Genomic DNA, 24,966 nt, shown 5'->3' on the forward strand with positions numbered 1-24,966 from the left:
CGGGCCGCCGCGCGCTCCCGGGCGCTCCGCCGTGTGTGGCTGAACGCGCACATGACGCCCTATTTGGGTAGGTTCCGGGCATGACGAAGGCCGGAACCACCGTGGCGGCGGCTCCCGCCCCCGCGCGCGCCGTGCGCCTCCCCCGGCGCCGGGGCATCGAGCTGTCCCTGCTCGTGCTGGCCGTCCTGCTGTCCGTCTACGGCTACTGCGCCGTGGGTCTGGCCCGGACCGGCACCGTGCCGCCCGGCGCCGCCGGCTACGGTGCCGGGCTCGCCGTGCTCGCCCTGTTCGCCCATGTCGCGGTCCGGATCCGGGCGCCGTACGCCGATCCGCTGCCGCTGCCCATCGGCGTGCTGCTCAACGGGCTCGGCCTCGTCCTCATCTACCGGCTGGACCTGGAGACGCCCCACGACCACGCGGCCCCCGCCCAACTGGTGTGGTCCACCCTCGGGGTGGGCCTGTTCATCGGCGTCGTCCTGGTGCTGCGCGACCACCGGGTGCTCCAGCGGTACGCGTACGTCTGCGTGGTGGCCGCCCTCGTCCTGCTGGCGCTGCCGATCCTGTTCCCGGCGGTCAACGGCGCCCGGATCTGGATCCGGATCGCGGGGTTCTCCATCCAGCCGGGCGAGTTCGCGAAGGTGCTGCTCGCGGTGTTCTTCGCCGCCTATCTGGCCGCCAACCGCAGCGCGCTCGCGTACACCGGCCGCCGGCTGTGGCGGCTGCAGTTCCCGACCGGGCGGGTGCTCGGGCCGATCCTGACGATCTGGCTGGTGAGCGTGGGCGTGCTGGTGCTGGAGCGGGACCTGGGCACCTCGCTGCTGTTCTTCGGGCTGTTCGTGGTGCTGCTGTACGTGGCCACCGGGCGCACCGGCTGGATCGCGGTCGGCCTGCTGCTGGCCGTGCTCGGCGCGGTCGCCGTCGGGCAGCTCGAACCACATGTCAACGGGCGGATCGAGGACTGGCTGCACCCGTTCGCCACCATCGAGGCCGGGCAGGGCCCCAACCAGCTCTCCCAGTCGCTGTTCGCGTTCGCGGCGGGCGGGGTCCTCGGCACCGGCCTCGGGCTCGGCCACTCCACCCTGATCGGCTTCGCCACCAAGTCGGACTTCATCCTGGCGACGGCCGGGGAGGAGCTGGGCCTCGCGGGTCTCGCGGCGATCGTGCTGCTGTACGCGCTGCTCGTGGAGCGCGGCTACCGGGCGGCCCTCTCGCTGCGCGAGCCGTTCGGCCGGCTGCTCGCGGTCGGGCTCGCCTCGATCGTGGCGCTCCAGGTGTTCGTGATCGCGGGCGGGGTCACCGGGCTGATCCCGCTGACCGGCATGGCGATGCCGTTCCTCGCCCAGGGCGGCTCCTCGGTGGTCACCAACTGGGCGATCGTGGCACTGCTGGTCCGGGTGAGCGATTCGGCACGCAGCCAGTACGACGGCCGGGAGGCCCCATGAGCGAGTACGGCAGGACTCCCGAGGGCGGGCGGCCGATGACCCGGTACATCCGGCACGCCTGCGCGTTCTGCGCCCTGCTGCTGGCGGCCCTGCTGGTCAACGCCACCCGTGTGCAGGTCGTGCAGGCCCCCGAGTACGACGGCAACCCGGCCAACCGCCGCGCCACGATCGCCCGTTACCAGCAGCCGCGCGGGAACATCCTGGTGGGCGGCGGGCCGGTCACCGGGTCCCTGGACACCGGCGAGCAGCTGCGCTACGAACGCACCTATCTGAACGGCCCGTTGTACGCGCCGGTCACCGGTTTCTCCTCGCAGACGTACGGCACCACGTTCCTGGAGCACGCCGCCGACGGGGTGCTCTCCGGCAGCGATCCGATGCTCGCGCCGCTGCCGCTGTGGAACGACATGACCCGCAAGCCGGCCCGCGGCGGTGACGTCGTCACGACCCTGAACCGGCAGGCGCAGGAGGCCGCGTACCGGGCGCTCGCCGGGCGCAAGGGCGCGGTGGCCGCGATCGAGCCGGCCACCGGCCGGATCCTGGCGCTGGTGACCAGCCCGTCGTACGACCCCGCCGAGCTGTCCGGCAACAACGAGGCGGTGTCGTCGGCGTGGGCCAGGCTCAACCACGACCCGGAGAAGCCGATGCTCAACCGGGCGGTGCGGCAGACCTATCCGCCGGGGTCGACGTTCAAGGTGGTCACCGCGGCGGCGGCCCTGGACGCCGGCGTGGTCACGGACCTGGACGAGCGGACCGACTCGCCGGACCCCTACCGGCTGCCCGGCACCACCACCCGGCTGACCAACGAGGGCGAGGGCTGTGCGGACGCCTCGGTGCGGGACGCCTTCGAGTGGTCCTGCAACACGGTCTTCGCCAAGCTGGGCGTGGACGTGGGCGTGCGGGACATGGCGGCGACGGCCCAGGCGTTCGGGTTCAACGACACCGGTCTGCGCATCCCGTACACCGCGGCGCCCAGCACCTTCGACACCCGGGTGGACAAGGCGCAGCTGGCGCTGTCCTCGATCGGGCAGTACAACACGCGGGCCACTCCGCTGCAGATGGCGATGGTCGCGGCGGCGGTCGCGGACGGCGGCCTGCTGCGTCCGCCGTACCTGGTGGAGCGGACCACCCGGCACGGCGGGGAGACGGTCGCCGGCAGCGGGGCCCGGCCGGGGCGGCAGGTGATGCGGCCGGCCACCGCGGCCCGGCTGATGGAGCTGATGGCCGGTGTGGTCGAGGACGGCACCGGCACCAACGCGGCCATCCCGGGCGCGCTGGTCGGCGGCAAGACCGGCACCGCCCAGCACGGGCTCGGCAACTCCGGGGTGCCCTACGCCTGGTTCGTCTCCTGGGCGCAGGCCGACACCTCGCCGGAGCCGCAGGTGGCGGTCGCGGTGGTGGTGGAGGACGCCTCGGCGGACCGGGGCGAGATCAGCGGCGGCGGCGACGCGGCGCCGATCGCCCGGGAGGTGATGCGGGCGGTCCTCGGGAAGTGAGCCGCGGGGCACCGGTGGCGGACGGCCCGTCGCCGCCCGCCGCCGGAGCGGACGGCGGCGGTCAGCCGATCGGCTTGACCGACTCGGAGCGGATCCGGAGGGTGTCCTTCGCGAACGCCTCCAGGTCCACCTCGGACGGGTCCTTGTTCACGGTCGCCGTGGAGACCTCGGCCACCGTGGCACCCGTGTTGCCGTCGGCCCAGGCGCACATGGGCACGCTGATCTCCGTGCCGACCTGCTTCTGGGTCACCACCTGGCAGGTGATGGTGACATCGAGGCCGAAGTCCTTGGCCGGTACGGCGACCGTCGCGCCCTCGCCCTCGGCCGCGCCCTTCATCATGTTCCGGCGGGCCGCGCCGGCGTTCTTGAACCGGCCGTAGAAGCCGGAGATCACCAGGGTGCCCTTGGTCTCGTCACCGCCCTGGCCGTAGCTGCCGACCACGCCGTGGGTGTCCTTGGCGTCCCAGGCGCCGTCGGCCTCGCTCTCGATCTTCTTGCCCTCGGTGCCGGAGAGGTCCTGGCTCAGCTCGTACTTCCCGTCGAGCAGCGTCTTGGGCAGGGTGAGCTTGCGCTCGGCCGCGGGGAAGCCGCTCTCGGCCACCATCCCGATCACGATGAGCAGCACGACGACGGCCGCGACGGCACCGCCCACGATCCCGAGCACCAGGCCGATCCGCCGCTTCTTCGGCGGCGGGGCCATGGGCGGGGCGCCCCAGGCGGGGTAGGGCTGCTGGGGTGGGTAGGGCTGCCCGGGGTGCGGCTGCTGGGGGTACGGCGAGCCGTACGGGCCCGGGGCCTGGGGCTGCTGGCCGTACGGAGGCTGCGGCTGGTTCGGGTACGGCGGCTGGTTCGGGAGGTGCGGCTGCTGCGGCGGCGGAGGCATGGACACGCCAGCACGCTACTGCATCCGGGCGAAGGGACCGCTATCAGCCAGGGACCGGACGGGTTCCGGCCGGAGACCGGACGGTCACCGTCTCCGGCGCGTCAGGACGCCGGCCCGTCAGGACTCCGGCGCCCCGGCCTCGATCGCCGCCTCCACCTCGGCCACCCGGTCCCGCTCCTCGGCGGCGAAGCGCTCGGCGTCCAGCCGCTCGGCCAGTTCCTCGTCCTGGGCCATCAGCAGGTCGAGACTGGAGTCGCCCAGCTCCAGGACGCCCATGTCCACATAGGCCCGCTGGAGCCGCTCGCCCCACAGCCCGATGTCCTTGACGCACGGGACGATCCGGCTGAACAGCAGCTTGCGGAAGAGCTGGAGGAACTCGGATCGCTCGCTGAGCGCCTCCGCCTCGGCCTTGGGGATGCCGAAGTTCTCCAGCACCTCCACCCCGCGCAGCCGGTCGCGCATCAGATGGCAGCCCTCGATGACGAACTCCTCGCGCTCGCGCCGTTCGGCGTCGGTGAGCTGCCGGTAGTAGTCGCGCAGTGCCATCCGGCCGAAGGCGACGTGCCGCGCCTCGTCCTGCATGACGTACGTCAGGATCTGCCGGGGCAGCGGCTTGTCCGTGGTGTCCCGGATCAGCCCGAAGGCGGCCAGCGCGAGCCCCTCGATGAGCACCTGCATACCGAGGTAGGGCATGTCCCAGCGGCTGTCGCGCAGGGTGTCGCCGAGCAGCGACCTGAGGTTGTCGTTGACCGGGTAGACGAGCCCGATCTTCTCGTGCAGGAAACGGCCGTAGATCTCGGCGTGCCGGGCCTCGTCCATGGTCTGGGTCGCGGAGTAGAACTTGGCGTCCAGGTCGGGCACCGACTCCACGATCCGCGCCGCGCAGATCATCGCGCCCTGCTCGCCGTGCAGGAACTGGCTGAACTGCCAGGAGGCGAAGTGCCGGCGCAGCTCGCCCTTGTCCTGGTCGGTGAGCCTGTCCCAGTACGGGGTGCCGTAGAGCGCCATCGCCTCGTCGGGGGTGCCGAGCGGGTCGTACGGGTCGACCTCCCGCTCCCAGTCGATGCGCCGCCCCCCGTCCCACTGCTTGTCCTTGCCCTTCTGGTACAGGGCGAGCAGACGGTCGCGGCCGTCGTCGTACTCCCAGGTGAACCGGGCCGCGCCCGCTGCGGGCACCTGCCAGAGGGAGTCTCCCGGGTCCATGGCGTAGCGGTCATACGTCGGCATACTTCGCAGGTTCACACGTAGACACCGAGTCAACAAGTCCTGCGCAAGGGATTGACGGGCTTGCTGACAAGCAGTCTCATAAGAGGCAGGACGACTACCCCCGGGTAACGAGGTGAGGGAGCCATGACGACCCTGACGGAAGCGGACGCGCTGGAGGGACTGCGCGACGCGCTCGGTCTGCTCAAGGACCGGGAACAGGTGGCCGAGCGGCTGCTCGTCTCCTCCGCCAAGCACTCCTTCGACCCGGACAAGGAGCTGGACTGGGACGCGCCGTTCGAGGACGGCAAGTGGTTCTGGCCGCCGGAGCTGGTGTCGCTCTACGGCACCCCGATGTGGCAGCGGATGAGCGAGGAACAGCGCATCCTGCTCTCCCAGCACGAGGCCGCCGCGCTGGCCTCGCTCGGCATCTGGTTCGAGATCATCCTGATGCAGCTGCTCGTCCGGCACATCTACGACAAGCCGGCGACGAGCGCCCACGTGCGGTACGCGCTCACCGAGATCGAGGACGAGTGCCGGCACTCCAAGATGTTCGCGCGGCTGATCCAGCGGGGCGGCACGCCCTGGTACCCGGTGAGCCGCGCCCATCTGAACCTGGGCCGCCTCTTCAAGACCATCTCGACCACCCCCGGCTCCTTCACCGCCACGCTGCTCGGCGAGGAGGTGCTGGACTGGATGCAGCGGCTGACGTTCCCGGACGAGCGGGTCCAGCCGCTGGTCCGGGGCGTCACGCGGATCCATGTGGTGGAGGAGGCGCGGCACGTCCGGTACGCCCGCGAGGAGCTGCGGCGCCAGATGGTGACCGCGCCGAAGTGGTCGCAGGAGTTCACCCGGGTCACCTCGGGCGAGTTCGCGCGCATCTTCTCGGTCGCCTTCGTGAACCCCGAGGTCTACGCCAACGTCGGCCTGGACAAACGGGAGGCGATGGCGCAGGTGAAGGCGAGCGGGCACCGCCGGGAGGTCATGCAGACGGGCGCGAAGCGGCTCACCGACTTCCTGGACGACATCGGCGTGCTGCGCGGTGCCGGCCGGCGGCTGTGGAGGTCCTCCGGTCTGCTGGCCTGACCCGGACCGCCGGTCCGCGGCCCGGGCGGGCCCGCCGCCGCCTCCGGCGCCTCCCGCCGCCCCGGCGATTAGGCTGCGGTCCATGACCCCGGCCGCCACCCCCGCCTACCGTCGGCTCAGCGTCGAGGAGCGACGGAGCCAGCTCCTCGACGCCGCGCTCTCCCTCTTCGCGCACCGCGCGCCCGAGGAGGTGTCCCTGGACGACGTGGCGGAGGCGGCGGGGGTCTCGCGGCCCCTGGTGTACCGGTACTTCCCGGGCGGGAAACTCCAGCTGTACGAGGCCGCGCTGCGGTCGGCCGCCGAGGAGCTGCGGCAGTGCTTCGACGAACCGCGCGAGGGCTCGCCGCTGGACCGGCTGTCCCGCGCCCTCGACCGCTATCTGGCCTTCGTGGACGGGCACGACACCGGTTTCAGCGCGCTGCTCCAGGGCGGCAGCGTGGTGGAGACCTCCCGCACCACCGCCATCGTGGACGGGGTGCGCCGGTCCGCCGCCGAGCACATCTACCGGCACCTCGACATCGACGACCCCGGTCCCCGGCTGCGGATGACCGTCCGGATGTGGATCACGGCCGTGGAGGCGGCCTCCCTGATCTGGCTGGACGAGGAGAAGCAGCCCCCGGCCGAGGAGCTGCGCCGTTGGCTGGTCGACCAGTTCGTGGCCGTCCTCACGGTCACCGCGCGCCGCGATGCGCAGACCGAGGGGCTCCTCGGCGCGCTCGCCGAGGATGGCCGAGACTGAACCTGTGAAGAGCCAGGACACCCCCTTCGAGGGCGGCCCCATGGACGGGCGCGTGCTGCCCGTCCTGCTCGGTCCCACCGGGCACCCCCCGAAGACGTACCGCATCCCCGTCCCGGACCCGGCCGGCGGGCCGCCCACCGTGCTGGTCTACCAGCGGGTGCCGCGCGGGCACAGCAAGCGGCTCGGGCTGATCCAGGGGTGGAAGTACCGGTACGACCCGGACGACGCCTCCGGCGGAAAGCTCAGGTGGCCCTGGTCGAAGCCGCGCGTGCGGCCGGACGCCGCGCCGGCCGGCAAGCCGGACGGGGCGAACGGGTGAAAGCGCTGGGCCGAACCGCGTAGGCGGGGCACACAGCGGACACCGACACGTCTGATTATCGGGTTGTGTCAGGAGGCGGATAGTCCGCTTTCTCCGCACCCGGAGGTGACGACGTGCCAGGAGCCCTTCTGCGCCTTGCCGGTGCGGCCGCGGTGGCGGCCCAGGCCGTCCTCGCGCCCGTACCCGCCGCGGCCGCACCGGAGCCGCAGCAGTCCGTGGCCCAGCTGCTGACGGACCTTCAGCGGCTGTACCGGCAGACCGAGCAGGCCACCGAGACCTACAACGGCACCACCGAGAAGCTGACGCGGCAGCGCGCCGAGGTGGCCCGCCTCGACGGCGAACTGGCCCGCGCCCGGCGCACCCTGCGGGCCGGCCGGACCGACGCCGGCCTGCTGGCCAGGCGGCAGTACCAGAACGGCGGCGGCCTCGGGCCGTACGCCCGCGTCCTCCTCGCGCCCGACCCGCAGCACGCGCTGGACGAGGGCCATGTCCTCGGCGAGCTGGCACGCGAGCAGGCCCGTACGGTCACCCGTCTCGCCACCGCCGAGCAGCGCGCGGGAGCCCTGGCCCGCGCGGCCCGCAAGGCCCTGGACACCCAGCTCGGCCTGGCCGAGCGGCAGCGGCGGCAGCGCGACGACGTGCGGCACGGACTCGACGGCGTGGAACGGCTGCTGGCCGCGCTCACCCCGGACCAGCTCGCGGCCGTGGCCCGGCTGGAACAGCAGGGCGTCACCGAGGCCCAGGAGCGCCTCGGCAGCGCGGGCTCGCTCCCCGCCGACCGCCCGGCCACCCCGCAGGGCGACCGCGCGGTCGGCTACGCCATGCAGCAGCTCGGCAAGCCCTACCGCTGGGGCGCGCAGGGCCCCGACGCGTACGACTGCTCGGGCCTCACCTCACAGGCGTGGTCCCACGCGGGCAGACCCATTCCGCGGACCAGCCAGGAACAGTGGGACCAGCTGAAGCGGGTCCCGCTGAACCAGCTGCGCCCCGGTGACCTGGTGGTCTACTTCCCCGACGCGACCCACGTCGGCCTGTACGTGGGAGCGGGCCGGATCGTCCAGGCGCCGCGGCCGGGCGGACGGGTCACGGTCTCCCCCATGGCGGCCTACCCGATCCTGGGCGCCGTACGTCCCGACACCGACCGCCCGGTCACGACCTAGCAGAACCGCTTCGCCGCGACGTCCGAGCCGTCCTTGAAGCCCTGCTGCCAGTTCGGGTCCGGCGCGGCCTGCTGGGGCGGGTTCGACTTGCAGTCCGCCTTCATGTCGGCGAACCCCTCGCGGAAGCCCTGCCGGTACTGCGCCTTGGCGTTCTTCTGCTCGGTCTGATCGACGGTGCCGCACTTCACCTCGGGCCCGCCGATCTGCTGCGCGGTGATGGTTCCCTCGGCACTGCTGACCTGCAGAGTCCAGGCACCGCTCGCGTCCGCCTTGATCGCGCCCTCGTGCCCGGCACCGGATTCGAGGGCGACCTGCTTGTTCGGCTTGAAGTCCTGGCCACTGACGCTGAGGATGTCCGGGGTGGCGGTCTTCGCCAGACCGCAGTCGGGCGAGGCCGCCCGAGCCGACGCCGCGGAGAACGTCACCATCCCGACCGCCAGCGACGACACCGCCACAGGAGCGAGTACCGCGAGACGCGCCCGTCGACCGTTCATGGGAAACTCCTTGGTGTTTCGCCCCCCGTTGCCCCTGTTGTCCAGCGTCTCTCCACCGGTACAGAGTGTCAAAAGGAGGCAAAAACACGCATACGAGTCAGTAAGTGAGCGAGGACGCCGCGCCCGTCAGGCTCCGGCGACCGACGCCAGATAGGCCGCGGTCTTCTCCGGCTCGAAGAAGAAGTCCTCGAAGTCGGCGGGGTCGTTGAAGCCGTTGGCGAAGCGGTCCGCGACCGGCGGGAGCTGTCCCGCGGCGCCGAGGAGGTTCAGCACGTGCTCCGGCGGCGGCGCCAGCATGGCGTTCGTCCACTTGGTGACGTGCTGGGCGGTGGCCCAGTAACGGTCGAAAGTCTGCCGCATCCACTCCTCGTCGAAGGGCGCCTCGCCCCGCTCCAGGATCGAGGCGAGGTACGCCGCCGCGCACTTGGACGCCGAGTTGGAGCCCTGCCCGGTGATCGGGTCGTTGGCCACGACGACATCGGCCACGCCCAGCACCAGGCCGCCGCCGGGCAGCCGGCCGACGGGGTTGCGCACGGTCGGGGCGTAGCGTCCCGACAAGGTGCCGCCCGCGTCCGTGAGCTCCACCTTCGTGGCCCGCTCGTACTCCCAGGGCGTGAACCTCTCCATGAGTTCCAGGGTCAGGGAGAGGTGCTGCGCCGGGTCCTTGACGCCGTTGAAGACGTCGAGCGGGCCGCCGGGTATGCCCTCCCAGAACAGGATGTCGGCACGGCCCGACGTGGTCAGCGTCGGCATGACGAACAACTCGCCGACGCCGGGGACCACATTGCAGCGGACCGCGTCGAACTCCGGGTGCTCCGGGCGCGGACCGAGGCCGTGCACGTAGGACACCGCCAGCGCCCGCTGCGGCTCGCCGTACGGGGAGCGCTCGGGGTCGCGGGCGAACATCGACACCAGCTCGCCCTTGCCCGCCGAGACCAGGACCAGGTCGTAGGCGCGGGAGAAGTAGTCCAGGTCGCCGACCGCCGCGCCGTGGATGACCAGCTGGCCGCCGCGCTGCGCGAAGGTCTCCATCCAGCCGGCCATCTTCACCCGCTGGTCGACCGACTGCGCGTACCCGTCGAGCCGGCCCACCCAGTCGATCGCCCGCTGGGTCGGGCCGGGGTCGTGCGAGCCGGGGGCGGCCACCGAGACGCCGAGCCCCTCGATCTTCGGGGCCTGGGACTCCCAGAAGTTCAGCTGGAGATCGCGCTCGTGCTGCAGTGCCGTGTGGAACATGCACTGCGTGGACATGACCCGGCCGGAGCGGATCTCGTCCGCGGTCCGGTTCGACATCAGGGTGACCTCGTAGCCGTGCGACTGCAGGCCGAGGGCGAGCTGGAGGCCGGACTGGCCGGCTCCGACGACGAGTATCTTCCGCATGCGGGGGAGGCTCCTTCGGGACTACTCGGGGGTTTCGTCCAGCGCGTGGCCGACCAGGGCCAGGAGGGTCTCGATGGCCGAAATTCGACGCCGCGCGTCCATGATCATGACAGGGATGTGCGCGGGTATGGTCAGCGCCTCCCGTACGTCCTCCGGCGCGAACCGCTCACTGCCGTCGAAGTGGTTGACCGCGACGACGTACGGCAGACCGCAGCTCTCGAAGTAGTCCAACGCCGGGAAGCAGTCCTTCAGGCGTCGCGTGTCGGCCAGGACGACGGCACCGATCGCGCCGCGCACCAGGTCGTCCCACATGAACCAGAACCGCTGCTGGCCCGGCGTGCCGAACAGGTACAGCACCAGGTCGTCGTCGAGCGTGATGCGGCCGAAGTCCATGGCGACGGTGGTGGTGAGCTTGCCCGGCGTGGCCGACAGATCGTCGGTGCCCTCGCTGGCCTCGGTCATCAGCGCCTCGGTCTGCAGCGGCGTGATCTCCGACACGGCCGACACGAGGGTCGTCTTGCCGACGCCGAAGCCGCCCGCCACCACGATCTTCGTCGCGATGGGGGCGCGCGTCCGGTCCGTCTGCCAGGACCTCAGATCCTCGTCCGGCTCGGCGAACCCGGCGACGAGGGGGGTGCCCCCGATGGAGGCGGTGGCGTCAGAGACGGCGGAGTCCACTCAGCACCCTTTCCAGCAGAGCGCGGTCCGGACGGCCGGTGCCGTGACCGGTTCCGGTGCCGTACACACGGATCTTTCCCTGGTCCGCGAGATCGCTCAGGAGCACGCGGACCACACCGAGCGGCATCTTCAGCAGCGCGGCGATCTCGGCCACCGTACGCATACGGCGGCACAGTTCGACGATGGCCCTCATCTCCGGCATCACCCGGGTGGTGAGGGATCCGTTCGTCAGTTCCCTGCGCTCCGGCGGCGCCTCCAGCGCGGCCGTGCTGGCCACGAACGTCTCCACGAGGAGGACGTGGCCGAAACGGGTACGGCCGGCGGTGAGCGAGTAGGGGCGCACCCGGGCGGGCTTGCGGTCGCCGCCGCGCACGGGGAGCTTCGGCGTGCCGCTCATCGGGTACTCCCCGTCGAGTCGGCCTCCAGGGACTTGCGCAGCTCGCTGCGGAGTTCCGGGGTGAGGACATGGCCGGCGCGGCCGACGAACAGCGCCATGTGGTACGCCACCACGCTCATGTCGCACTCCGCCGAACCGTGCACGCCGAGCAGCGAACCGTCGCTGATCGACATCACGAACAGGCTGCCCTCGTCCATCGCGACCATCGTGTGCTTGACCGTCCCGAACTCCATCAGCCGGGCGGCGCCGACGGTGAGGCTGCCGATGCCGGAGACGATGGTGGCGAGGTCGGCGGAGGATCCCCGGGGGCCGGTGCGCCGGGTGTCGCGGGCCTGGCGGGCCTCCTCCGTGCGGCCCGGGTCGGACGACAGCAGGAGCAGTCCGTCGGAGGAGACCACGGCGACGGACTGGATGCCGGGTACTTCCTCGACGAGGTTGGTCAGCAGCCAGTGCAGATTGCGGGCTTCACTGCTCAGTCCGTAGGTAGTTGGCGCGGTCAACTGCTTGCCTCCTCGGCTGTGCCCCCCGTGACGTCTTCGGCGTGTGCGTAACCGGCCGGCCGCTGGTGGCCTGCCGTCTGTTCGGCGATCTCCGTCTCCACGTCGCGGTAGCCGGCCTCGGCGCCGCGGCGGAAGCCGCCGAGCCTGCGGCGCAGGGCGTCGGCGTCGACGCCGCCGCTGCGCTGGCGGGGCGGGGCGGTGGGTGCGGTGATCTTGGGTGTGCGCTTGGGGAGGCCCTTGCTGGTGAGCCGCTCCTCGTCGTCGGGGTGCGTCGCATCGGCCTGCGGCGCTTCGGTCCGCGGCGCTTCGGTCCGCGGCGCGTCGGCGGGCGACGCGTCGGTCCGTGACGCTTCGGTCCACGGCGCGTCGGCCTGCGGCGCTTCGGCGGGCGGGGTCGCCTCGGCTGCGGCGTCGGCGGCCGCCGGGGCGCGGGGCGGCGGGGTCGATGCCGCCGGCTCTGCCGGCGGGTCCGGCAGGAGGAGCTCCATCGTCGTCTCGGCGTAGGTCTCCGCCGGGGCCTTCGGGCGGGCCTCCGTGTCCCCGGCCGGCTGGTCCGCCTGCTCGTGGGCCGGGCGGTCGCCGGAGTCGTCCCGCACGGCCGGCTCGGCCCGCACGGCGGGCTCTGCCTGCCCGGCTTCCTCGGCCTGCTCGTCCGACGGGGTCTCCTGGGTGGCGTGGACCGCCTGTTCCGCGAGGGCGACCAGGGGGTCCGGGTGGCCCGTACGGGCCCGGAGGACGTTGGAGTTGGCCTCGGCGTCCGCGCCGGGCAGGGTGAAGGTGCCCGTGGCGCCGAGGGCCGCGGTCCGGGGCGGGAGCGCGGTCGGCGGGGCCTCGGCGAGCAGCGTCGCCGGCAGTACCGCCACCGCCGCGACGCCGCCCTGCTTCTGCTCGCGCAGCCGGACCCGGACGCCGTGCCGGTGGGCGAGGCGCGCGACGACGTACAGGCCGAGGCCGAGGCCGTCCTCGCCCTCCTGGCCGTAGAGGGATTCGGGGTCGAAGTCGGTCAGGCGGGCGTTCAGACGCTCCAGCCGGTCCTCGGTCACGCCGATGCCCTCGTCCTGGACGGAGAGCATGACCTCGCCGGACTCCAGGAGCCAGCCGGAGACCTCGACGGGCAGGTCCGGCGGGGAGAACGTGGTGGCGTTCTCCATGAGTTCGGCCAGCAGATGGGAGAGGTCGTCGGCGGCGAAGCCCGCGATGTGGGCGTGCGGCGGCAGGGCCGCGATACGGACGCGTTCGTAGCGCTCGATCTCGCTGACGGCCGCCCGGACCACGTCGACCAGCGGCACCGGTCCCGGATGCTGCTGGACGTGCTCCGTGCCGGCGAGGACCAGCAGGTTCTCGCTGTGCCGGCGCATGACCGTGGCGAAGTGGTCCAGCTTGAAGAGCGTGGCGAGCCGGTCCGGGTCCTGCTCGCGCTCCTCCAGGCCCTCGATGACCGCCAGCTGACGCTCGACCAGGCCCAGGGTGCGCAGGGCCAGGCTGACGAAGGTGGAGCCGATGGTGGTGCGCAGCCGCGCCAGCTGGGCGGCGGAATCGGCGAGTTCGGCGCGCAGCTCCTCGCGGGCGTCGGCCATCTTCTGGCGCTGGCCGACCAGGTGCTTGCGGTCCGCCTCCAGCGTGGTCACCCGCTCGTGCAGGGCCACGGCGTGCGCGTGGAGGGCGTTGACGGAACGGACCACCTGGGCGAACTCGTCGTTGCGGCCCGTGAAGGCGACCGGCTCCTGGGCCGCCGGGTCCTCGGCCTCGGCAAGTCGGGCCGAGCCGCGGCGCAGGACCGACAGCGGGCGGGTCAGGGTGCGGGCCATGGCCGTGGCGATGCCGAGCGCGACCAGCAGCAGCACGCCGAGGACGGCGACCCGGATCTCCAGGGCGGTGACGTCGTCGTCCCGGAGCTTTTCGAGGTCCTTGGTGCGGTGGTCGTAGAGCGCCGACTCGGCGCCGCGCATCAGGTCGACGCGGGCGGTCAGGGCCGCTTCCAGCTTCTTGGTGCCGATGGTCAGCTCGCTGTCCGACAGGGTCGGCTGGTCGGTGAGCGCGGCCAGGTACTTCTCCGCCGAGTTGACCTCCGAGCCGGTGACCGTGGAGCCGTAGGAGTCGACGGCGCTCTCGGGCGCGGTCTCCTGGAAGTCGGCGAGGGCGGCGTCGGCGCGCAGCCGGGCCTGCTGGGCGGCGGCGGTGAGCGCGTCGCGCTGCTTGCGGTCCGCCGCGGTGCTGGTGGCGGTCGTGGTGGGCAGGCCGGTGGCGGGGCTGATCACCGTCTGGGTGCTGGTGGGGATGTTCAGCGCGGCCAGCAGCAGCCCGCGGGCGGCGGCGGACTGCTGGACGGCGGAGTCCAGCTCGGCGAGCGCGTGGCTGCCCGAGCCGGCGCGCGGGGGCAGCTGTTCGGCCAGCTGCTCGGCGAGCCGGTGCAGTTCGGTGATGGTCGCCGAGTACGCCTGGTGGGTCTGCAGCGCCGTGGTCTTGCCGGTGAGGGCGCCCCGGCGGACGGCGTCGATGCCGTCGAGCGCGGCGCGCAGGCGGGCCGGGGTGTCGGTGTCGGCGCGCACCTCCTCGACCTGCCGGTCCACCCGGGCGCTGCGGTCCTCGGAGGGCGCCTTCGACTTGGGGCGGCCCGCGGCGACGTAGGAGGTGGCCTCGTCACGCTCGTCGGCGAGCGAGTGGGCGAGGGCGAGCGCGTCCTGGGTGCGGACGGCGAGCGTCACCAGGTTCTGGGAGTCCTTGACGTCCTGGGAGGCGGTGAGCAGCGCGGGCGCACCGGCTCCGGCGACGGCTGCGGCCACCACGGCCACGGCGACGATCAGCCGGGTGCGCACATGGGTGGGACGGCCGCTGCCCACGGAGGTCCCGGGGACGTTCTCCTCGGGGGCCGTCTGCCTGCCTGTGCGCCGAGGCGGCTTCTTCTGCACCGGTGCTCGCATTCCTGAACTCGTCCATCCAGGGGCCCGGGTGGCGCCCCGTCATCTCGGTGCCAAGTGGTGCGAACACCCGGTTCGTATGGTTCCCGACCCTCCCAGCGCCGGTGGGCAGTGGTCGCGCATCACCTGACCCGCCACCCGAAGGAGTGAACATCGGAGGGGAGTTGACGGGCAAGTTCCCGTGGCGTGTGCGGGGTGCCTGCGCGGCGGGCCGGTTGGACGCACACGGCAAGGCTTTGACAGGATTCGCCACCACGCCTTCCCGGAGTGGCCCATTCTTGCCCAAAACAGGCGGCTGACCTGCGCGGTCGTGAGAATTCGCCGGATGCTTGCCAGCCTTTGGCCCCGTGTGTGAAGGGCTCGTGCAGACTGGCCGGATGCGCACTGATCTCGTTACGGAACCCGGCGACGCGACTCACCCCAACGAGGACTTCGCGGGTGTCGGACTACCCGCCTCCGGACAGGGAGGTTGCGTGATCGTGCTGGACGGGGTGACGCCGCCCGGCGGCGGGACGGGCTGTCTGCATTCGGTGCCCTGGTTCACCGCGCGCCTGGGCGGCGCGCTGACCGAACTGACCCTTTCCAGCCGAGATCTGACGCTCCCGGAGATTCTCGCGCGGGCGATAGGCCGGACCGCGGAGGCCCATGCGGAGACCTGTGACCTTTCTCACCCGCGAACACCGCAGGCAACCGTCGTCCTGGCCCGCTGGTCAGCCGCCGCGGTCGAGTACCTGGTGCTGTCCGATTCCGCGCTGCTGGTGCAGGCGTCCGACGGCACGGTCACCCCGGTGCTGGACGACCGGCTCGCCCGGCTCCCCCGTGCCGCGCTCGCCACCGACGCGCTGGTCGACGCGAACCTGCGGAACAAGGAGGGCGGCTTCTTCACGGCCGCCGCCGATCCCTCGGTGGCGGCCCGGGCGGTCACCGGCAGCCTGCCGCGGCACGAGGTCCGGGCGCTGGCCGCGCTGACGGACGGCGCGACCCGCTGGACGGAGAAGTTCCGGGAGGGCGACTGGACGGCCCTGTTCGACACGGTCGCCAAGGAGGGCGGCCGGGCGCTGGTCGAGCGGGTGCGGGAGCTGGAGACGGCGGACCGGGGGGAGCGGGCGTTCCTGGGGCGGAGCAAGACGCACGACGACGCGACGGTGGTCTACGTGGAGCTGTGAGGGCCCCGGGGGCCCTCGGGGGCTATTTCGCCATGACGCCGTTCAGCTCGTGGAGCAGCCGGGCCAGCTCGGCGACCTCGCGGCGGTCCCAGTGGGCGAGCTGGCGGACATAGCGGGCGCGGCGGGCCTCGCGGACGGTGCCGACGCGGCGCCGGCCCTCCTCGGTGAGGGTGACGAGCCAGGCGCGGCCGTCGGCCGGGTCGGGTTCGCGGGCGATCAGGCCCAGCTCCTCCAGGGCGCGCAGCTGGCGGGACATGGTGGCCTTGCCGACGCCGATGTAGCCGGCGAGCGCCGTGGCCCGCTGGCCGCCCAGCTCGTCCAGCCGGATGAGCAGGCCGTACGCGGAGGACTCCAGGTCGGGGTGGACCTCCCGGGCCATCTCGCCCTGATTGGCGCGGGCCCGCCGCAGCAGCACGGTCAACTCGCGCTCCAGCGTCAGGAATTCCTGGTCTGCACCACTGGGCGCCATCTGACCGGCGGCGTGAAGCGCGCCGCCGTTTCCGTCCTCGTGCACGTCAGCACCCCTGATCGGTTTCGCAGTTCTGAAAGTTTCTGTCAAACGTCGTCATTGCCGCAGCTCCGTAAGTATTTCGCAGGCGTAGACCAACGGCGTCGTCCGGACCCTCTTCCCACGCCGTCATCTACGTGCGTAGCTTCTTTATCAGACAATTACTGGCATGCCCACGCCAGTGGTGCGGGGTGCAGTCCCCCACTTGGTTCTCCCCCCTCTCGGCTCGCTCCCCCCTCTCTCGCTCCCCCCCCCACTTCACTCCCCGGAGGCACGTCATGCCCGTGCGCAGACCCGGCTCCGTTCCCTCCTTCCGCCCGCGCCCCCTCGCCGTCCTGATCACGGCCCTGCTCGCGGCGCTCTCCCTCACGCTCCCGCTCACCTCCGCCCAGGCGGCGGACACGCCCAGCCGCGGCTCCGCCTACCTGGGCATCGGAGTCCTCGCCCACGACGGCAGCGACGGCACCCCCAGCACGGGTGACGCCACCCAGACCGAAGGGGTGGACGTCTCCGCCCACCAGGGCAACGTCGCCTGGTCGACCCTGTGGGGCAGCGGAGTGCGCTGGGCGTACACCAAGGCCACGGAAGGCACGTACTACACGAACCCGTACTTCGCCCAGCAGTACAACGGCTCCTACAACGTGGGCATGATCCGCGGCGCCTACCACTTCGCGACCCCGGACACCACCAGCGGCGCCGCCCAGGCCAACTACTTCGCCGACCACGGCGGCGGCTGGTCCCGGGACGGCAAGACCCTGCCCGGCGCCCTGGACATCGAATGGAACCCGTACGGCGCCGCCTGCTACGGCAAGACCGCGAGCCAGATGGTCAGCTGGATCGCCGACTTCATCGCCACCTACAAGGCGCGCACCGGCCGGTACGCCGTCATCTACACGGCCGCCAGCTGGTGGACCCAGTGCACCGGCGACTACGGCGGCTTCGCGGCGAACAACCCGCTGTGGATCGCCCGTTACGCCGCCGACCCGGGGACGCTGCCGGCCGGGTGGCCCGTCTACACGATGTGGCAGTACACCTCGTCCGGCCCGACCGTCGGGGACCACGACAAGTTCAACGGCGCCCTCGACCGGGTGCAGGCCCTGGCCAACGGCTGAGCCGTCCGCCGGTCACCGGCCGGGGAGACGGCCGGCCCCGAGCCGCCTCCTCCGGCCCGCCGTTTCCCGGCCGCCCCTGCGTTGGTGCTCCGCGCCGCCCGGGATCATGCTGGTCAGGAGAGCCTGCCGAGCAAGGGCGAGATGAGCGGCGATGGAGCGACAGTCGACGTACACGGCCACGGCCACCATCGATGAGCAGGGCATCCTCACCGGCTGGAGCGAGGGCGCGCGGCGGCTGCTCGGCTACGACTCCTCGGCCGTCGTCGGCCGGCCCGCCACCGCACTGCTCGCCGCCGAAGGCACCGCGGCCCGGCGGGCGCTGACCGGCCGCAGCCGCTGGAACGGCACCGTCCCGCTGCGCCGCCAGGACGGCACCCTGCTGGAGCTGGGGATCCTCGCGCACCGCCGGACCTCGCGCACCGGCGGCACCGACTGGCTCCTGGTGAGCGCCGTGACGGCCCGGGCCCAGCCGCCCCGCGGGGAGCCGCTGGAGGAGTGGACGTTCCTCCAGTCCCCCTTTCCGCTGGCCATCTTCGGCGCGGACCTGCGCCTGGTGCGCGCCAACCGCCGCCTCGAACACGCCCTCGCCCTGCCCGAGGCGGCGATGCGCGGGCTGTCCCTCACCCACATCGTGCCGGGGGCGGCCAGCGAGGAGGCCGAGCGGTCGATGCGGCGGGCGCTGGACTCCGGCCGGCCGCAGGAGGCGGCGGCCCGCCTCGGCGCGGACCTGGGCCGGCCCGTCGTCCTCAGCCCGCTGAAGGACGCCGACGGCACCGTGCGGGCCGTCTGCCTGTCCCTGCCGCAGCCGGCCGAGGACACCGCCGCCCGGCAGCGCCCCGCCGACGAACCCGGCTCGCGCGTCGGCACGGCCGCGGACCAGGCCCGCGCCGCACAGGAGCTGGGGGAGGTCACGGTGCCGCGGCTGGCCGACGCCATGACCGTCGACCTGCTGGACTCCCCGCGCACCGGCACCGATGCCGTCCGGCCGCGGCCGGACCAGGTCGTGCTGCGCCGGGCCGCCCTGCGCGCGGTCCCGGGCGGCGACGCGCGCGGCCACGGCACCGGCATCGGCGAGGTGGTCGTCTGCCCGGCGGACTCACCGCCCGCACGGTGTCTCGCGGGCTCGCGCCCGCTGCTCTACGACACGGCGGACCCGGCCGTCGCCGAGTGGGCGGAGCTGGACCCGGGCGCCGCATGGCTGCGCGCGGCCGAGGCGCGCTCCCTGCTGGCGGTGCCGCTGTCCGCCCAGGGCTGCACGCTCGGCGTCGCCCTGTTCGGGCGGCACCGGGGGCGGGAGCCGTTCGGGCCTGAGGACCTGCGGCTCGCCGAGGAGTTCTCCGCCAAGGCGGCGGCCGGCATCGAGCAGGCCCGCGCCGACTCGCGGGCCCGCACCACCACCATGGCCCTCCAGCGGAGCCTGCTCCCGCACACACTGCCCGAGCAGGCGGCCCTGGAGGTCGCCACCCGCTATCTGCCGGCCGCGTCCCGGGCCGGTGTGGGCGGCGACTGGTTCGACGTGATCCCGCTGTCCGGGGCCCGGGTGGCGCTCGTCGTCGGCGATGTCGTGGGCCACGGCATCCGCGCCTCCGCCACCATGGGCCGGCTGCGCACGGCGGTGCGCACCCTGGCCGACGTCGATCTGCCGGCCGACGAGCTGCTCACCCACCTGGACGACCTGGTGCTGCGGCTGGCCGCCGACGAGGGCAGCGCCGACCCGGCCGCCGAGACCGCCGGCGGCATCGGCACCACCTGCCTGTACGCCGTCTACGACCCGGTCTCGGGCCGGTGCACGGCGGCCCGGGCCGGCCATCCGCCGCCCGCCGTGGTGACCCCGGACGGCACGGTCCGCTTCCTCGACGTGCCCGCGGGGCCGCCGCTCGGGCTCGGCGGGCTGCCCTTCGAGGCGGTCGAGACGGAACTGCCCGAGGGCAGCATGCTCGCGCTCTACACCGACGGGCTGTTCGAGGCCCGCGAGCACGACATCGACGAGGCGCTGGACAAGATGTTCGCCGCGCTCAGCCGCCCCGCGACCTCGCTGGACGCGGTGTGCGACCGGGTGCTCACCGAACTGCTCAGCCACCGCCCCGACGACGACATCGCCCTGCTGGTGGCCCGTACCCGGGTGCTGCACGAGGACCGGGTCGCCTCCTGGGAGCTGGACAACGACCCCACCGTCGTCGCCCTCGCGCGCCGTCATGTCGAACGGCAGCTGGCCGCCTGGGACCTGGCCGAGGCCGCGTTCACCACCGAGCTGATGGTCAGCGAGCTGGTCACCAACGCCCTCCGCTACGGCCGCCCGCCCATCCGGCTCCGGCTCCTCCACCAGGGCGCCACGCTGCTCTGCGAGGTGTACGACGCCAGCGGCACCACCCCGCACATGCGCCGGGCGCGGATCTTCGACGAGGGCGGCCGGGGCCTGCTGCTGGTCGCCCAGCTCGCCGAGCGCTGGGGCACCCGGCACGACCGGGTCGGCAAGACGGTGTGGGCGGAGCAGTCGCTGGCCGCGCCCTGACACCGGCCGGGCAGGCGATCCCCTGCCCGGCGCACGGCGAAGGCCCGGGCCTCCCTCACGGGACCCGGACCTCCGCTCGTCCCGCGGCGTCCGTCACGCCGCCACGGGAACCTCCGGCGTCGCGCCGTCCGCGGCGGTCGCGAGCGCCAGCTCCAGGACCTGGCGGACGTCGGTCACGGCGTGGACGTCGAGCTTGTCCAGCACCTCGGCCGGGACGTCGTCCAGGTCGGGCTCGTTGCGCTTGGGGATGATCACGGTGGTCACCCCGGCGCGGTGGGCGGCGAGCAGCTTCTGCTTCACGCCGCCGATCGGCAGCACCCGGCCGGTCAGCGAGACCTCCCCTGTCATGGCGACGTCCGTGCGGACCAGACGGCCGGAGAGCAGCGAGGCGAGGGCCGTGGTCATCGTGATGCCCGCGCTCGGGCCGTCCTTCGGCACCGCGCCCGCCGGGAAGTGGATGTGCACGCCCCGGTCCTTCAGGTCGGCCACCGGCAGCTCCAGTTCGGCGCCGTGGCTGCGCAGGAAGCTCAGCGCGATCTGCGCCGACTCCTTCATCACGTCGCCCAGCTGGCCGGTGAGGGTCAGCCCGGCCCCGCCCGTCTCCGGGTCGGCGAGGGACGCCTCCACGAAGAGCACGTCGCCGCCGGCGCCGGTGACCGCGAGACCGGTCGCCACTCCGGGGACGGACGTCCGCCGCTCGGCCGGGTCCTGGGCGGACTCGGGCACATGGTGCGGCCGGCCGATCAGCCCGCGCAGTTCGCCGTCGGTGACGGTGAACGGCAGCTCCCGCTCGCCCAGTTCGTGCTGGGCCGCGACCTTGCGCAGCAGCCGGGCGATGGACCGCTCCAGGGTCCGCACGCCCGCCTCGCGGGTGTACTCGCCGGCGAGCTTGCGCAGCGCGCTCTCGTCGATGACGACCTCGGCCGCGTCGAGCCCGGCCCGCTCCAGCTGGCGCGGGAGCAGATGGTCGCGGGCGATGACGACCTTCTCGTCCTCGGTGTAGCCGTCCAGGCGGACGATCTCCATACGGTCGGCGAGCGCCTCCGGGATGGCCTCCAGGACGTTGGCGGTGGCGAGGAAGACCACGTCGGACAGGTCGAGCTCGACCTCCAGGTAGTGGTCCCGGAAGGTGTGGTTCTGCGCCGGGTCGAGGACTTCGAGCAGGGCGGCGGCCGGGTCGCCCCGGAAGTCGGACCCCACCTTGTCGATCTCGTCCAGCAGGACCACCGGGTTCATCGACCCGGCCTCCTTGACGGCACGCACGATCCGGCCGGGCAGCGCACCGACGTACGTACGGCGGTGGCCGCGGATCTCGGCCTCGTCGCGTACGCCGCCGAGGGCGACGCGGACGAACTTGCGGCCCATGGCGTGCGCGACGCTCTCTCCCAGGCTGGTCTTTCCGACGCCGGGCGGGCCCACCAGGGCGAGCACGGCACCGCCGCGCCGCCCGCCGATGACACCGAGCCCGCGGTCGCCGCGCCGCTTGCGCACGGCCAGGTACTCGGTGATGCGCTCCTTCACGTCCTCCAGACCGGCGTGCTCGGCGTCGAGCACGGCCTTCGCGCCCTGGATGTCGTAGGCGTCCTCGGTCCGCTCGTTCCAGGGCATCTCCAGGACCGTGTCCAGCCAGGTGCGGATCCAGGACCCCTCGGGCGACTGGTCGGAGGCGCGCTCCAGCTTGTCGACCTCCTTGAGCGCGGCCGCACGGACCTTCTCCGGCAGGTCGGCGGCCTCCACCCGGGCGCGGTAGTCGTCGGACTCCTCGGCCGAGTCCTTGGAGTTCTCGCCGTTCAGCTCGCGCAGCTCCTTGCGCACGGCCTCCAGCTGGCGGCGCAGCAGGAACTCGCGCTGCTGCTTGTCGACGCCCTCCTGGACGTCCTTGGCGATGGTCTCGGCCACCTCCTGCTCCGCGAGGTGGTCGCGCAGCTGCTGGGCGGCGAGCTTGAGCCGGGCCACCGGGTCGGCGGTCTCCAGCAGCTCGACCTTCTGCTCGATGGTCAGGAACGGCGAGTAGCCGGAGTTGTCGGCCAGCGCGGACACGTCGTCGATGGCCTGGACACGGTCCACGACCTGCCAGGCGCCGCGCTTCTTCAGCCAGGCGGTGGCGAGCGCCTTGTACTCCTTGACCAGTTCGGCGACCTGGCCCGGCAGCGGTTCCGGCACGTCCTCCTCGACGCGGGCGCCCTCGACCCACAGCGCGGCGCCCGGGCCGGTGGTGCCGGCGCCGATGCGCACCCGGCTCCGGCCGCGGATCAGCGCGCCCGGGTCGCCGTCGGCCAGCCGGCCGACCTGTTCGACCGTGCCGAGGACGCCGGTCCTGGCGTACGTGCCGTCGACGCGCGGCACCAGCAGCACCCTGGGCTTGCCGGGCTCCGACCGGGCGGCGGCCTGTGCGGCCTCCACCGCGGCACGTACCTCGGCGTCGCTCAGGTCCAGCGGAACCACCATGCCGGGCAGCACTACCTCGTCGTCGAGCGGCAGCACGGGCAGGACGAGCGTGAACGCCGTGGACTCAGCAGCCATGATCTCCCCTTAGGCAGTCAACTTGAGCTATGCCGACTCAATGTACTGGCCGCCGAGAATGTTCCCAGCGCATTGTTCGCTGTGAGCGATCATTCGGTTTCCGCAGGTGAAGGGGGCTGCGCCCGATGTCTGCCGACCGACCGGGAGCGAACGGAACCCGGCCCTCCGCGAGCGGCGACGTAGCCTCGTGGCCATGGGTGCTCTCTTACCGTCCCTGATTCTGATCGGAGCCCTCGCCGCGGTCCTGGGCTTCTTCACCTGGCTGGCCGCCCGCATCCGGCGCCGGGGCCTGGCCGGCGGGGCCATGAGCGCGGCCCTGGCCTCCTACGAGGAGGCGTTCCGCGCCACGGCCCACGACTCCTACGTCGAGGTCCGGGCCCGGGCGGACCGCAAGGCGCCGCTCCTGTCCCCGGACGGCCACTGGGCACACGGCCCTGGCGAGGCCGGCCGGGCGGACGCGCGGGACCCACGACTTCCGCGCACACGCACCCGTCGCTCGCGACGGGGGCTCGGCCGGTGGACCGGACGCCCGAGGCGCGGTCGCTGACCGGTAGCCGTAGCCGGTAGCCCGTGGCTCACGGCGCCGTCGGCCGCCCCGGGCGGTCGCGCACCGGACGCGACGGGACCGGGTTCGCGGGCGCCGCCGCGAGCCGGCCCCGGGAGAACGGCCGCCGAAAGGCCGTCAGGTGCGCCGCGCCCAGCGGCGGACCAGAGGCCAGGCGGTCACGCCGATCGTCAGGGCGATGAGGTGGCCCCAGTCGGTCAGGGGGTCCGCGTAGGCGAACAGGTCGTCCAGCAGCAGGCCGGCCGCCAGGACCAGCAGGGGCCAGCGGAGCCAGGGCCCGAGCAGGCCCGCGAGGGCGCCGACGCTGGCGGCGACGCCGAAGCTGATGCCGTAGTCGAGGCGGTGCAGCGAGGTCGCGGGCAGATGGCCGACGAGGACGGCGAGGCCCACCGGGACCTCGGTGGCGAGGGTGGCCAGCACATGGCCGGCCAGGAAGACACCGGCGGCCCGCACCCCGCCTATGCGCCGCTCCAGCGCGGTGAGCACCAGCACGAACGCGGCCGCGTACGGCGAGAGCAGGCCGCCCGCGACCCACAGCGCGCTCGCCAGCAGCACCGGCACGGGCATCCGCAGCAGGTGCGCCACGTCCGTGCTGGAGTCCTGGTAGAGCGTGTGCACGAGGCCGGGCTCCGCCCGGGTCGCGACCAGGGAGGTGACCGCGAGCACGGTCGCGTAGACGAAGGTGAACGGCGTGCCGGCCGGTGTGGGCAGCAGGCGCCACGGCCGCGGCAGCGGCAGATGCCGCGGTGCCGCCGGACGCGGCTCGGCGGCGGCCGGTTCCGGAACGGGTCCCGCGGCGGTGCCGCGCTGGCGGGGCATGCCGTCCAGCAGGGCGGGGAGCACCGGGGACGGGACGGCGGCCGTGCCGTCCGGAAGGGGTGTGCCCGGCACGGGCGGGGGCGCGTCCGGCACCGGACCCTTCGTGAACCGTTCCACGCTGAGGCGCTCCTTCCGTCGCGCCCCACCCTTCGTCCTCGGCGTGCCGCTGTCTATGACCGACGCCACGCGAGAGCGGATTCACAGCAACCTCTCACTCGCCGGACGCGTCCGCCCCTCCCCGGCCCGGGCCACCCTTCCGTGGGCGTCATGCGTAATTCCCGTGAAGGACAGGCGTCGTTCGAGCAGGATGGGGGCATGACTGCCGCGTACGACACTCCTGTGGTCCTCGACCGGCGTGACGGCCCGTACGGCGAGGTGGTGCTGCGCAGGCACGGCGCTCTGCTGCAGATCATCGCCAACGGCTGCTTCCTGATGGACACCTCCGACGGCCGCTCGGAGCGGCTGCTGGTCGACGCCGCCCGCACCGCGCTGGACGGGCGCCCGGCGCCGAAGGTGCTGATCGGCGGCCTCGGCGTGGGCTTCTCGCTCGCACACGCGGCCGCCGACCCCGGCTGGGGGCGGATCACCGTGGTGGAACGCGAGCCCGCGGTCGTCGGCTGGCACCGGGAGGGCCCGCTGTCCGAGGTGACCGCGGCGGCGCTCGCCGACCCGCGCACGGTGATCGTCGAAGCGGATCTCGTGGCGTACGTCAATGAGACATCGGACACGTTCGACGCGCTGTGCCTCGACATCGACAACGGCCCCGGCTGGACCGTGACCGAGGACAACGGGAGTCTCTACACGCCGGCCGGACTCGCCGCCTGCGCACGGGTGTTGGCACCCGGCGGGGTACTCGCCGTATGGTCGGCACGACCCTCTCCGGATTTTGAAGGAACCTTGCGGAATGCCGGGTTCCAGGGGGTGCGTACCGAAGAGGTGCCCGTTGCCCGGGGCGTTCCCGACGCCGTCCACCTCGCCGTCCGACCTGGATAGCGACAGCGCGGTGAGTCCCCGTAATGTGCTGCCCTGACGCGGATCATTCAAGCGTCAAACGCAGACATGGGATCAC

Annotated in this window: 22 protein-coding genes; 11 read left to right on the forward strand and 11 right to left on the reverse strand. The window is 73.0% G+C overall.

The annotated features are described in order from the left end of the window. The first annotated feature begins 80 nt into the window (after positions 1 to 80). On the forward strand, positions 81 to 1,442 hold the full coding sequence (locus ACF073_RS00560) for an FtsW/RodA/SpoVE family cell cycle protein (RefSeq protein ID WP_392065487.1): 1,362 nt from the start codon (positions 81 to 83) through the stop codon (positions 1,440 to 1,442). After that, positions 1,439 to 2,935 (forward strand): penicillin-binding transpeptidase domain-containing protein, encoded by a 1,497-nt coding sequence (locus tag ACF073_RS00565; protein WP_392065489.1) that lies wholly within the window; start codon positions 1,439 to 1,441, stop codon positions 2,933 to 2,935. The genes ACF073_RS00560 and ACF073_RS00565 overlap by 4 nt, the downstream gene beginning before the upstream one ends. A gap of 61 nt (positions 2,936 to 2,996) precedes the next feature. Here the strand turns inward: ACF073_RS00565 and ACF073_RS00570 are convergent, their stop codons facing one another. Beyond that, complete coding sequence (locus ACF073_RS00570; protein ID WP_392065491.1) at positions 2,997 to 3,824, reverse strand: hypothetical protein; 828 nt, start codon at positions 3,822 to 3,824, stop codon at positions 2,997 to 2,999. A gap of 111 nt (positions 3,825 to 3,935) precedes the next feature. After that, positions 3,936 to 5,045: a ferritin-like domain-containing protein gene (locus ACF073_RS00575; protein WP_392065492.1), complete on the reverse strand. Its 1,110-nt coding sequence runs from the start codon at positions 5,043 to 5,045 to the stop codon at positions 3,936 to 3,938. Positions 5,046 to 5,168: 123 nt separating this feature from the next. Between ACF073_RS00575 and ACF073_RS00580 the strand changes: the two genes are divergently transcribed. The 4 genes from ACF073_RS00580 to ACF073_RS00595 all read left to right on the forward strand — a co-directional run bounded on the left by ACF073_RS00580 (position 5,169) and on the right by ACF073_RS00595 (position 8,325). Beyond that, positions 5,169 to 6,107 carry a diiron oxygenase gene (locus ACF073_RS00580; protein ID WP_392065494.1) on the forward strand — a complete coding sequence of 313 codons (939 nt, stop codon included), beginning with the start codon at positions 5,169 to 5,171 and terminating at the stop codon, positions 6,105 to 6,107. 82 nt (positions 6,108 to 6,189) lie between these two features. Beyond that, entirely contained in the window at positions 6,190 to 6,846 is a 657-nt protein-coding gene (locus ACF073_RS00585) for a TetR/AcrR family transcriptional regulator (protein ID WP_392065496.1), read from the forward strand. A 4-nt stretch (positions 6,847 to 6,850) separates the two neighbouring features. Next, a complete protein-coding gene (locus tag ACF073_RS00590; RefSeq protein ID WP_392065497.1) occupies positions 6,851 to 7,165 on the forward strand; it encodes a hypothetical protein in 315 nt (104 codons plus the stop codon). Between the two features lie 113 nt (positions 7,166 to 7,278). Then, on the forward strand, positions 7,279 to 8,325 hold the full coding sequence (locus ACF073_RS00595) for an NlpC/P60 family protein (protein WP_392065499.1): 1,047 nt from the start codon (positions 7,279 to 7,281) through the stop codon (positions 8,323 to 8,325). On the opposite strand, the gene ACF073_RS00600 is transcribed toward ACF073_RS00595, so the two are convergent. From ACF073_RS00600 to ACF073_RS00625, 6 genes are all read right to left on the reverse strand, one after another. Then, the gene (locus ACF073_RS00600; protein ID WP_392065501.1) at positions 8,322 to 8,819 is read right to left on the reverse strand and encodes a hypothetical protein; all 498 of its coding nucleotides are present in this window, start codon (positions 8,817 to 8,819) and stop codon (positions 8,322 to 8,324) included. The two genes, ACF073_RS00595 and ACF073_RS00600, sit on opposite strands and share 4 nt — an antisense overlap. A 126-nt stretch (positions 8,820 to 8,945) precedes the next feature. Continuing rightward, complete coding sequence (locus tag ACF073_RS00605; protein ID WP_392065502.1) at positions 8,946 to 10,199, reverse strand: styrene monooxygenase/indole monooxygenase family protein; 1,254 nt, start codon at positions 10,197 to 10,199, stop codon at positions 8,946 to 8,948. Positions 10,200 to 10,220: 21 nt separating this feature from the next. Continuing rightward, positions 10,221 to 10,877: an ATP/GTP-binding protein gene (locus ACF073_RS00610; protein WP_392065504.1), complete on the reverse strand. Its 657-nt coding sequence runs from the start codon at positions 10,875 to 10,877 to the stop codon at positions 10,221 to 10,223. Continuing rightward, the gene (locus ACF073_RS00615; RefSeq protein ID WP_392065506.1) at positions 10,858 to 11,274 is read right to left on the reverse strand and encodes a DUF742 domain-containing protein; all 417 of its coding nucleotides are present in this window, start codon (positions 11,272 to 11,274) and stop codon (positions 10,858 to 10,860) included. The genes ACF073_RS00610 and ACF073_RS00615 overlap by 20 nt, the downstream gene beginning before the upstream one ends. Continuing rightward, positions 11,271 to 11,774, reverse strand: a complete 504-nt coding sequence (locus ACF073_RS00620; RefSeq protein WP_392065508.1) for a roadblock/LC7 domain-containing protein — start codon at positions 11,772 to 11,774, stop codon at positions 11,271 to 11,273. Before ACF073_RS00620 ends, ACF073_RS00615 begins: the two co-directional genes overlap by 4 nt. After that, positions 11,771 to 14,695, reverse strand: coding sequence for a nitrate- and nitrite sensing domain-containing protein (locus ACF073_RS00625; protein ID WP_392065510.1), 2,925 nt, complete (start codon positions 14,693 to 14,695; stop codon positions 11,771 to 11,773). Before ACF073_RS00625 ends, ACF073_RS00620 begins: the two co-directional genes overlap by 4 nt. Before the next feature lie 374 nt (positions 14,696 to 15,069). Between ACF073_RS00625 and ACF073_RS00630 the strand changes: the two genes are divergently transcribed. Beyond that, positions 15,070 to 15,858 (forward strand): protein phosphatase 2C domain-containing protein, encoded by a 789-nt coding sequence (locus tag ACF073_RS00630; RefSeq protein WP_392065511.1) that lies wholly within the window; start codon positions 15,070 to 15,072, stop codon positions 15,856 to 15,858. 22 nt (positions 15,859 to 15,880) lie between these two features. Here ACF073_RS00630 and ACF073_RS00635 read toward each other — a convergent pair whose 3' ends face one another. Next, a complete protein-coding gene (locus ACF073_RS00635) occupies positions 15,881 to 16,372 on the reverse strand; it encodes a MarR family winged helix-turn-helix transcriptional regulator (protein ID WP_392065513.1) in 492 nt (163 codons plus the stop codon). Between the two features lie 272 nt (positions 16,373 to 16,644). On the opposite strand from ACF073_RS00635, the gene ACF073_RS00640 reads away from it, so the two are divergent. Both ACF073_RS00640 and ACF073_RS00645 read left to right on the forward strand, forming a co-directional pair. Further along, complete coding sequence (locus ACF073_RS00640) at positions 16,645 to 17,478, forward strand: lysozyme (RefSeq protein ID WP_392065515.1); 834 nt, start codon at positions 16,645 to 16,647, stop codon at positions 17,476 to 17,478. A 151-nt stretch (positions 17,479 to 17,629) separates the two neighbouring features. Then, complete coding sequence (locus tag ACF073_RS00645) at positions 17,630 to 19,990, forward strand: SpoIIE family protein phosphatase (protein ID WP_392065517.1); 2,361 nt, start codon at positions 17,630 to 17,632, stop codon at positions 19,988 to 19,990. A 93-nt stretch (positions 19,991 to 20,083) separates the two neighbouring features. Here the strand turns inward: ACF073_RS00645 and lon are convergent, their stop codons facing one another. After that, positions 20,084 to 22,513 (reverse strand): endopeptidase La, encoded by a 2,430-nt coding sequence (gene lon, locus ACF073_RS00650; protein WP_392065518.1) that lies wholly within the window; start codon positions 22,511 to 22,513, stop codon positions 20,084 to 20,086. Positions 22,514 to 22,706: 193 nt separating this feature from the next. Here lon and ACF073_RS00655 point away from each other — a divergent pair, with 193 nt between their 5' ends. Continuing rightward, the gene (locus ACF073_RS00655; RefSeq protein ID WP_392065520.1) at positions 22,707 to 23,060 is read left to right on the forward strand and encodes a hypothetical protein; all 354 of its coding nucleotides are present in this window, start codon (positions 22,707 to 22,709) and stop codon (positions 23,058 to 23,060) included. Between the two features lie 135 nt (positions 23,061 to 23,195). Here the strand turns inward: ACF073_RS00655 and ACF073_RS00660 are convergent, their stop codons facing one another. After that, the gene (locus ACF073_RS00660) at positions 23,196 to 24,014 is read right to left on the reverse strand and encodes a rhomboid-like protein (protein WP_392065522.1); all 819 of its coding nucleotides are present in this window, start codon (positions 24,012 to 24,014) and stop codon (positions 23,196 to 23,198) included. Positions 24,015 to 24,212: 198 nt separating this feature from the next. On the opposite strand from ACF073_RS00660, the gene ACF073_RS00665 reads away from it, so the two are divergent. Further along, complete coding sequence (locus tag ACF073_RS00665) at positions 24,213 to 24,890, forward strand: spermidine synthase (protein WP_392065524.1); 678 nt, start codon at positions 24,213 to 24,215, stop codon at positions 24,888 to 24,890. Positions 24,891 to 24,966 lie beyond the last annotated feature (76 nt).

This window comes from Streptomyces sp. NPDC015171, assembly GCF_043079545.1.
Lineage (GTDB): Bacteria > Actinomycetota > Actinomycetes > Streptomycetales > Streptomycetaceae > Streptomyces.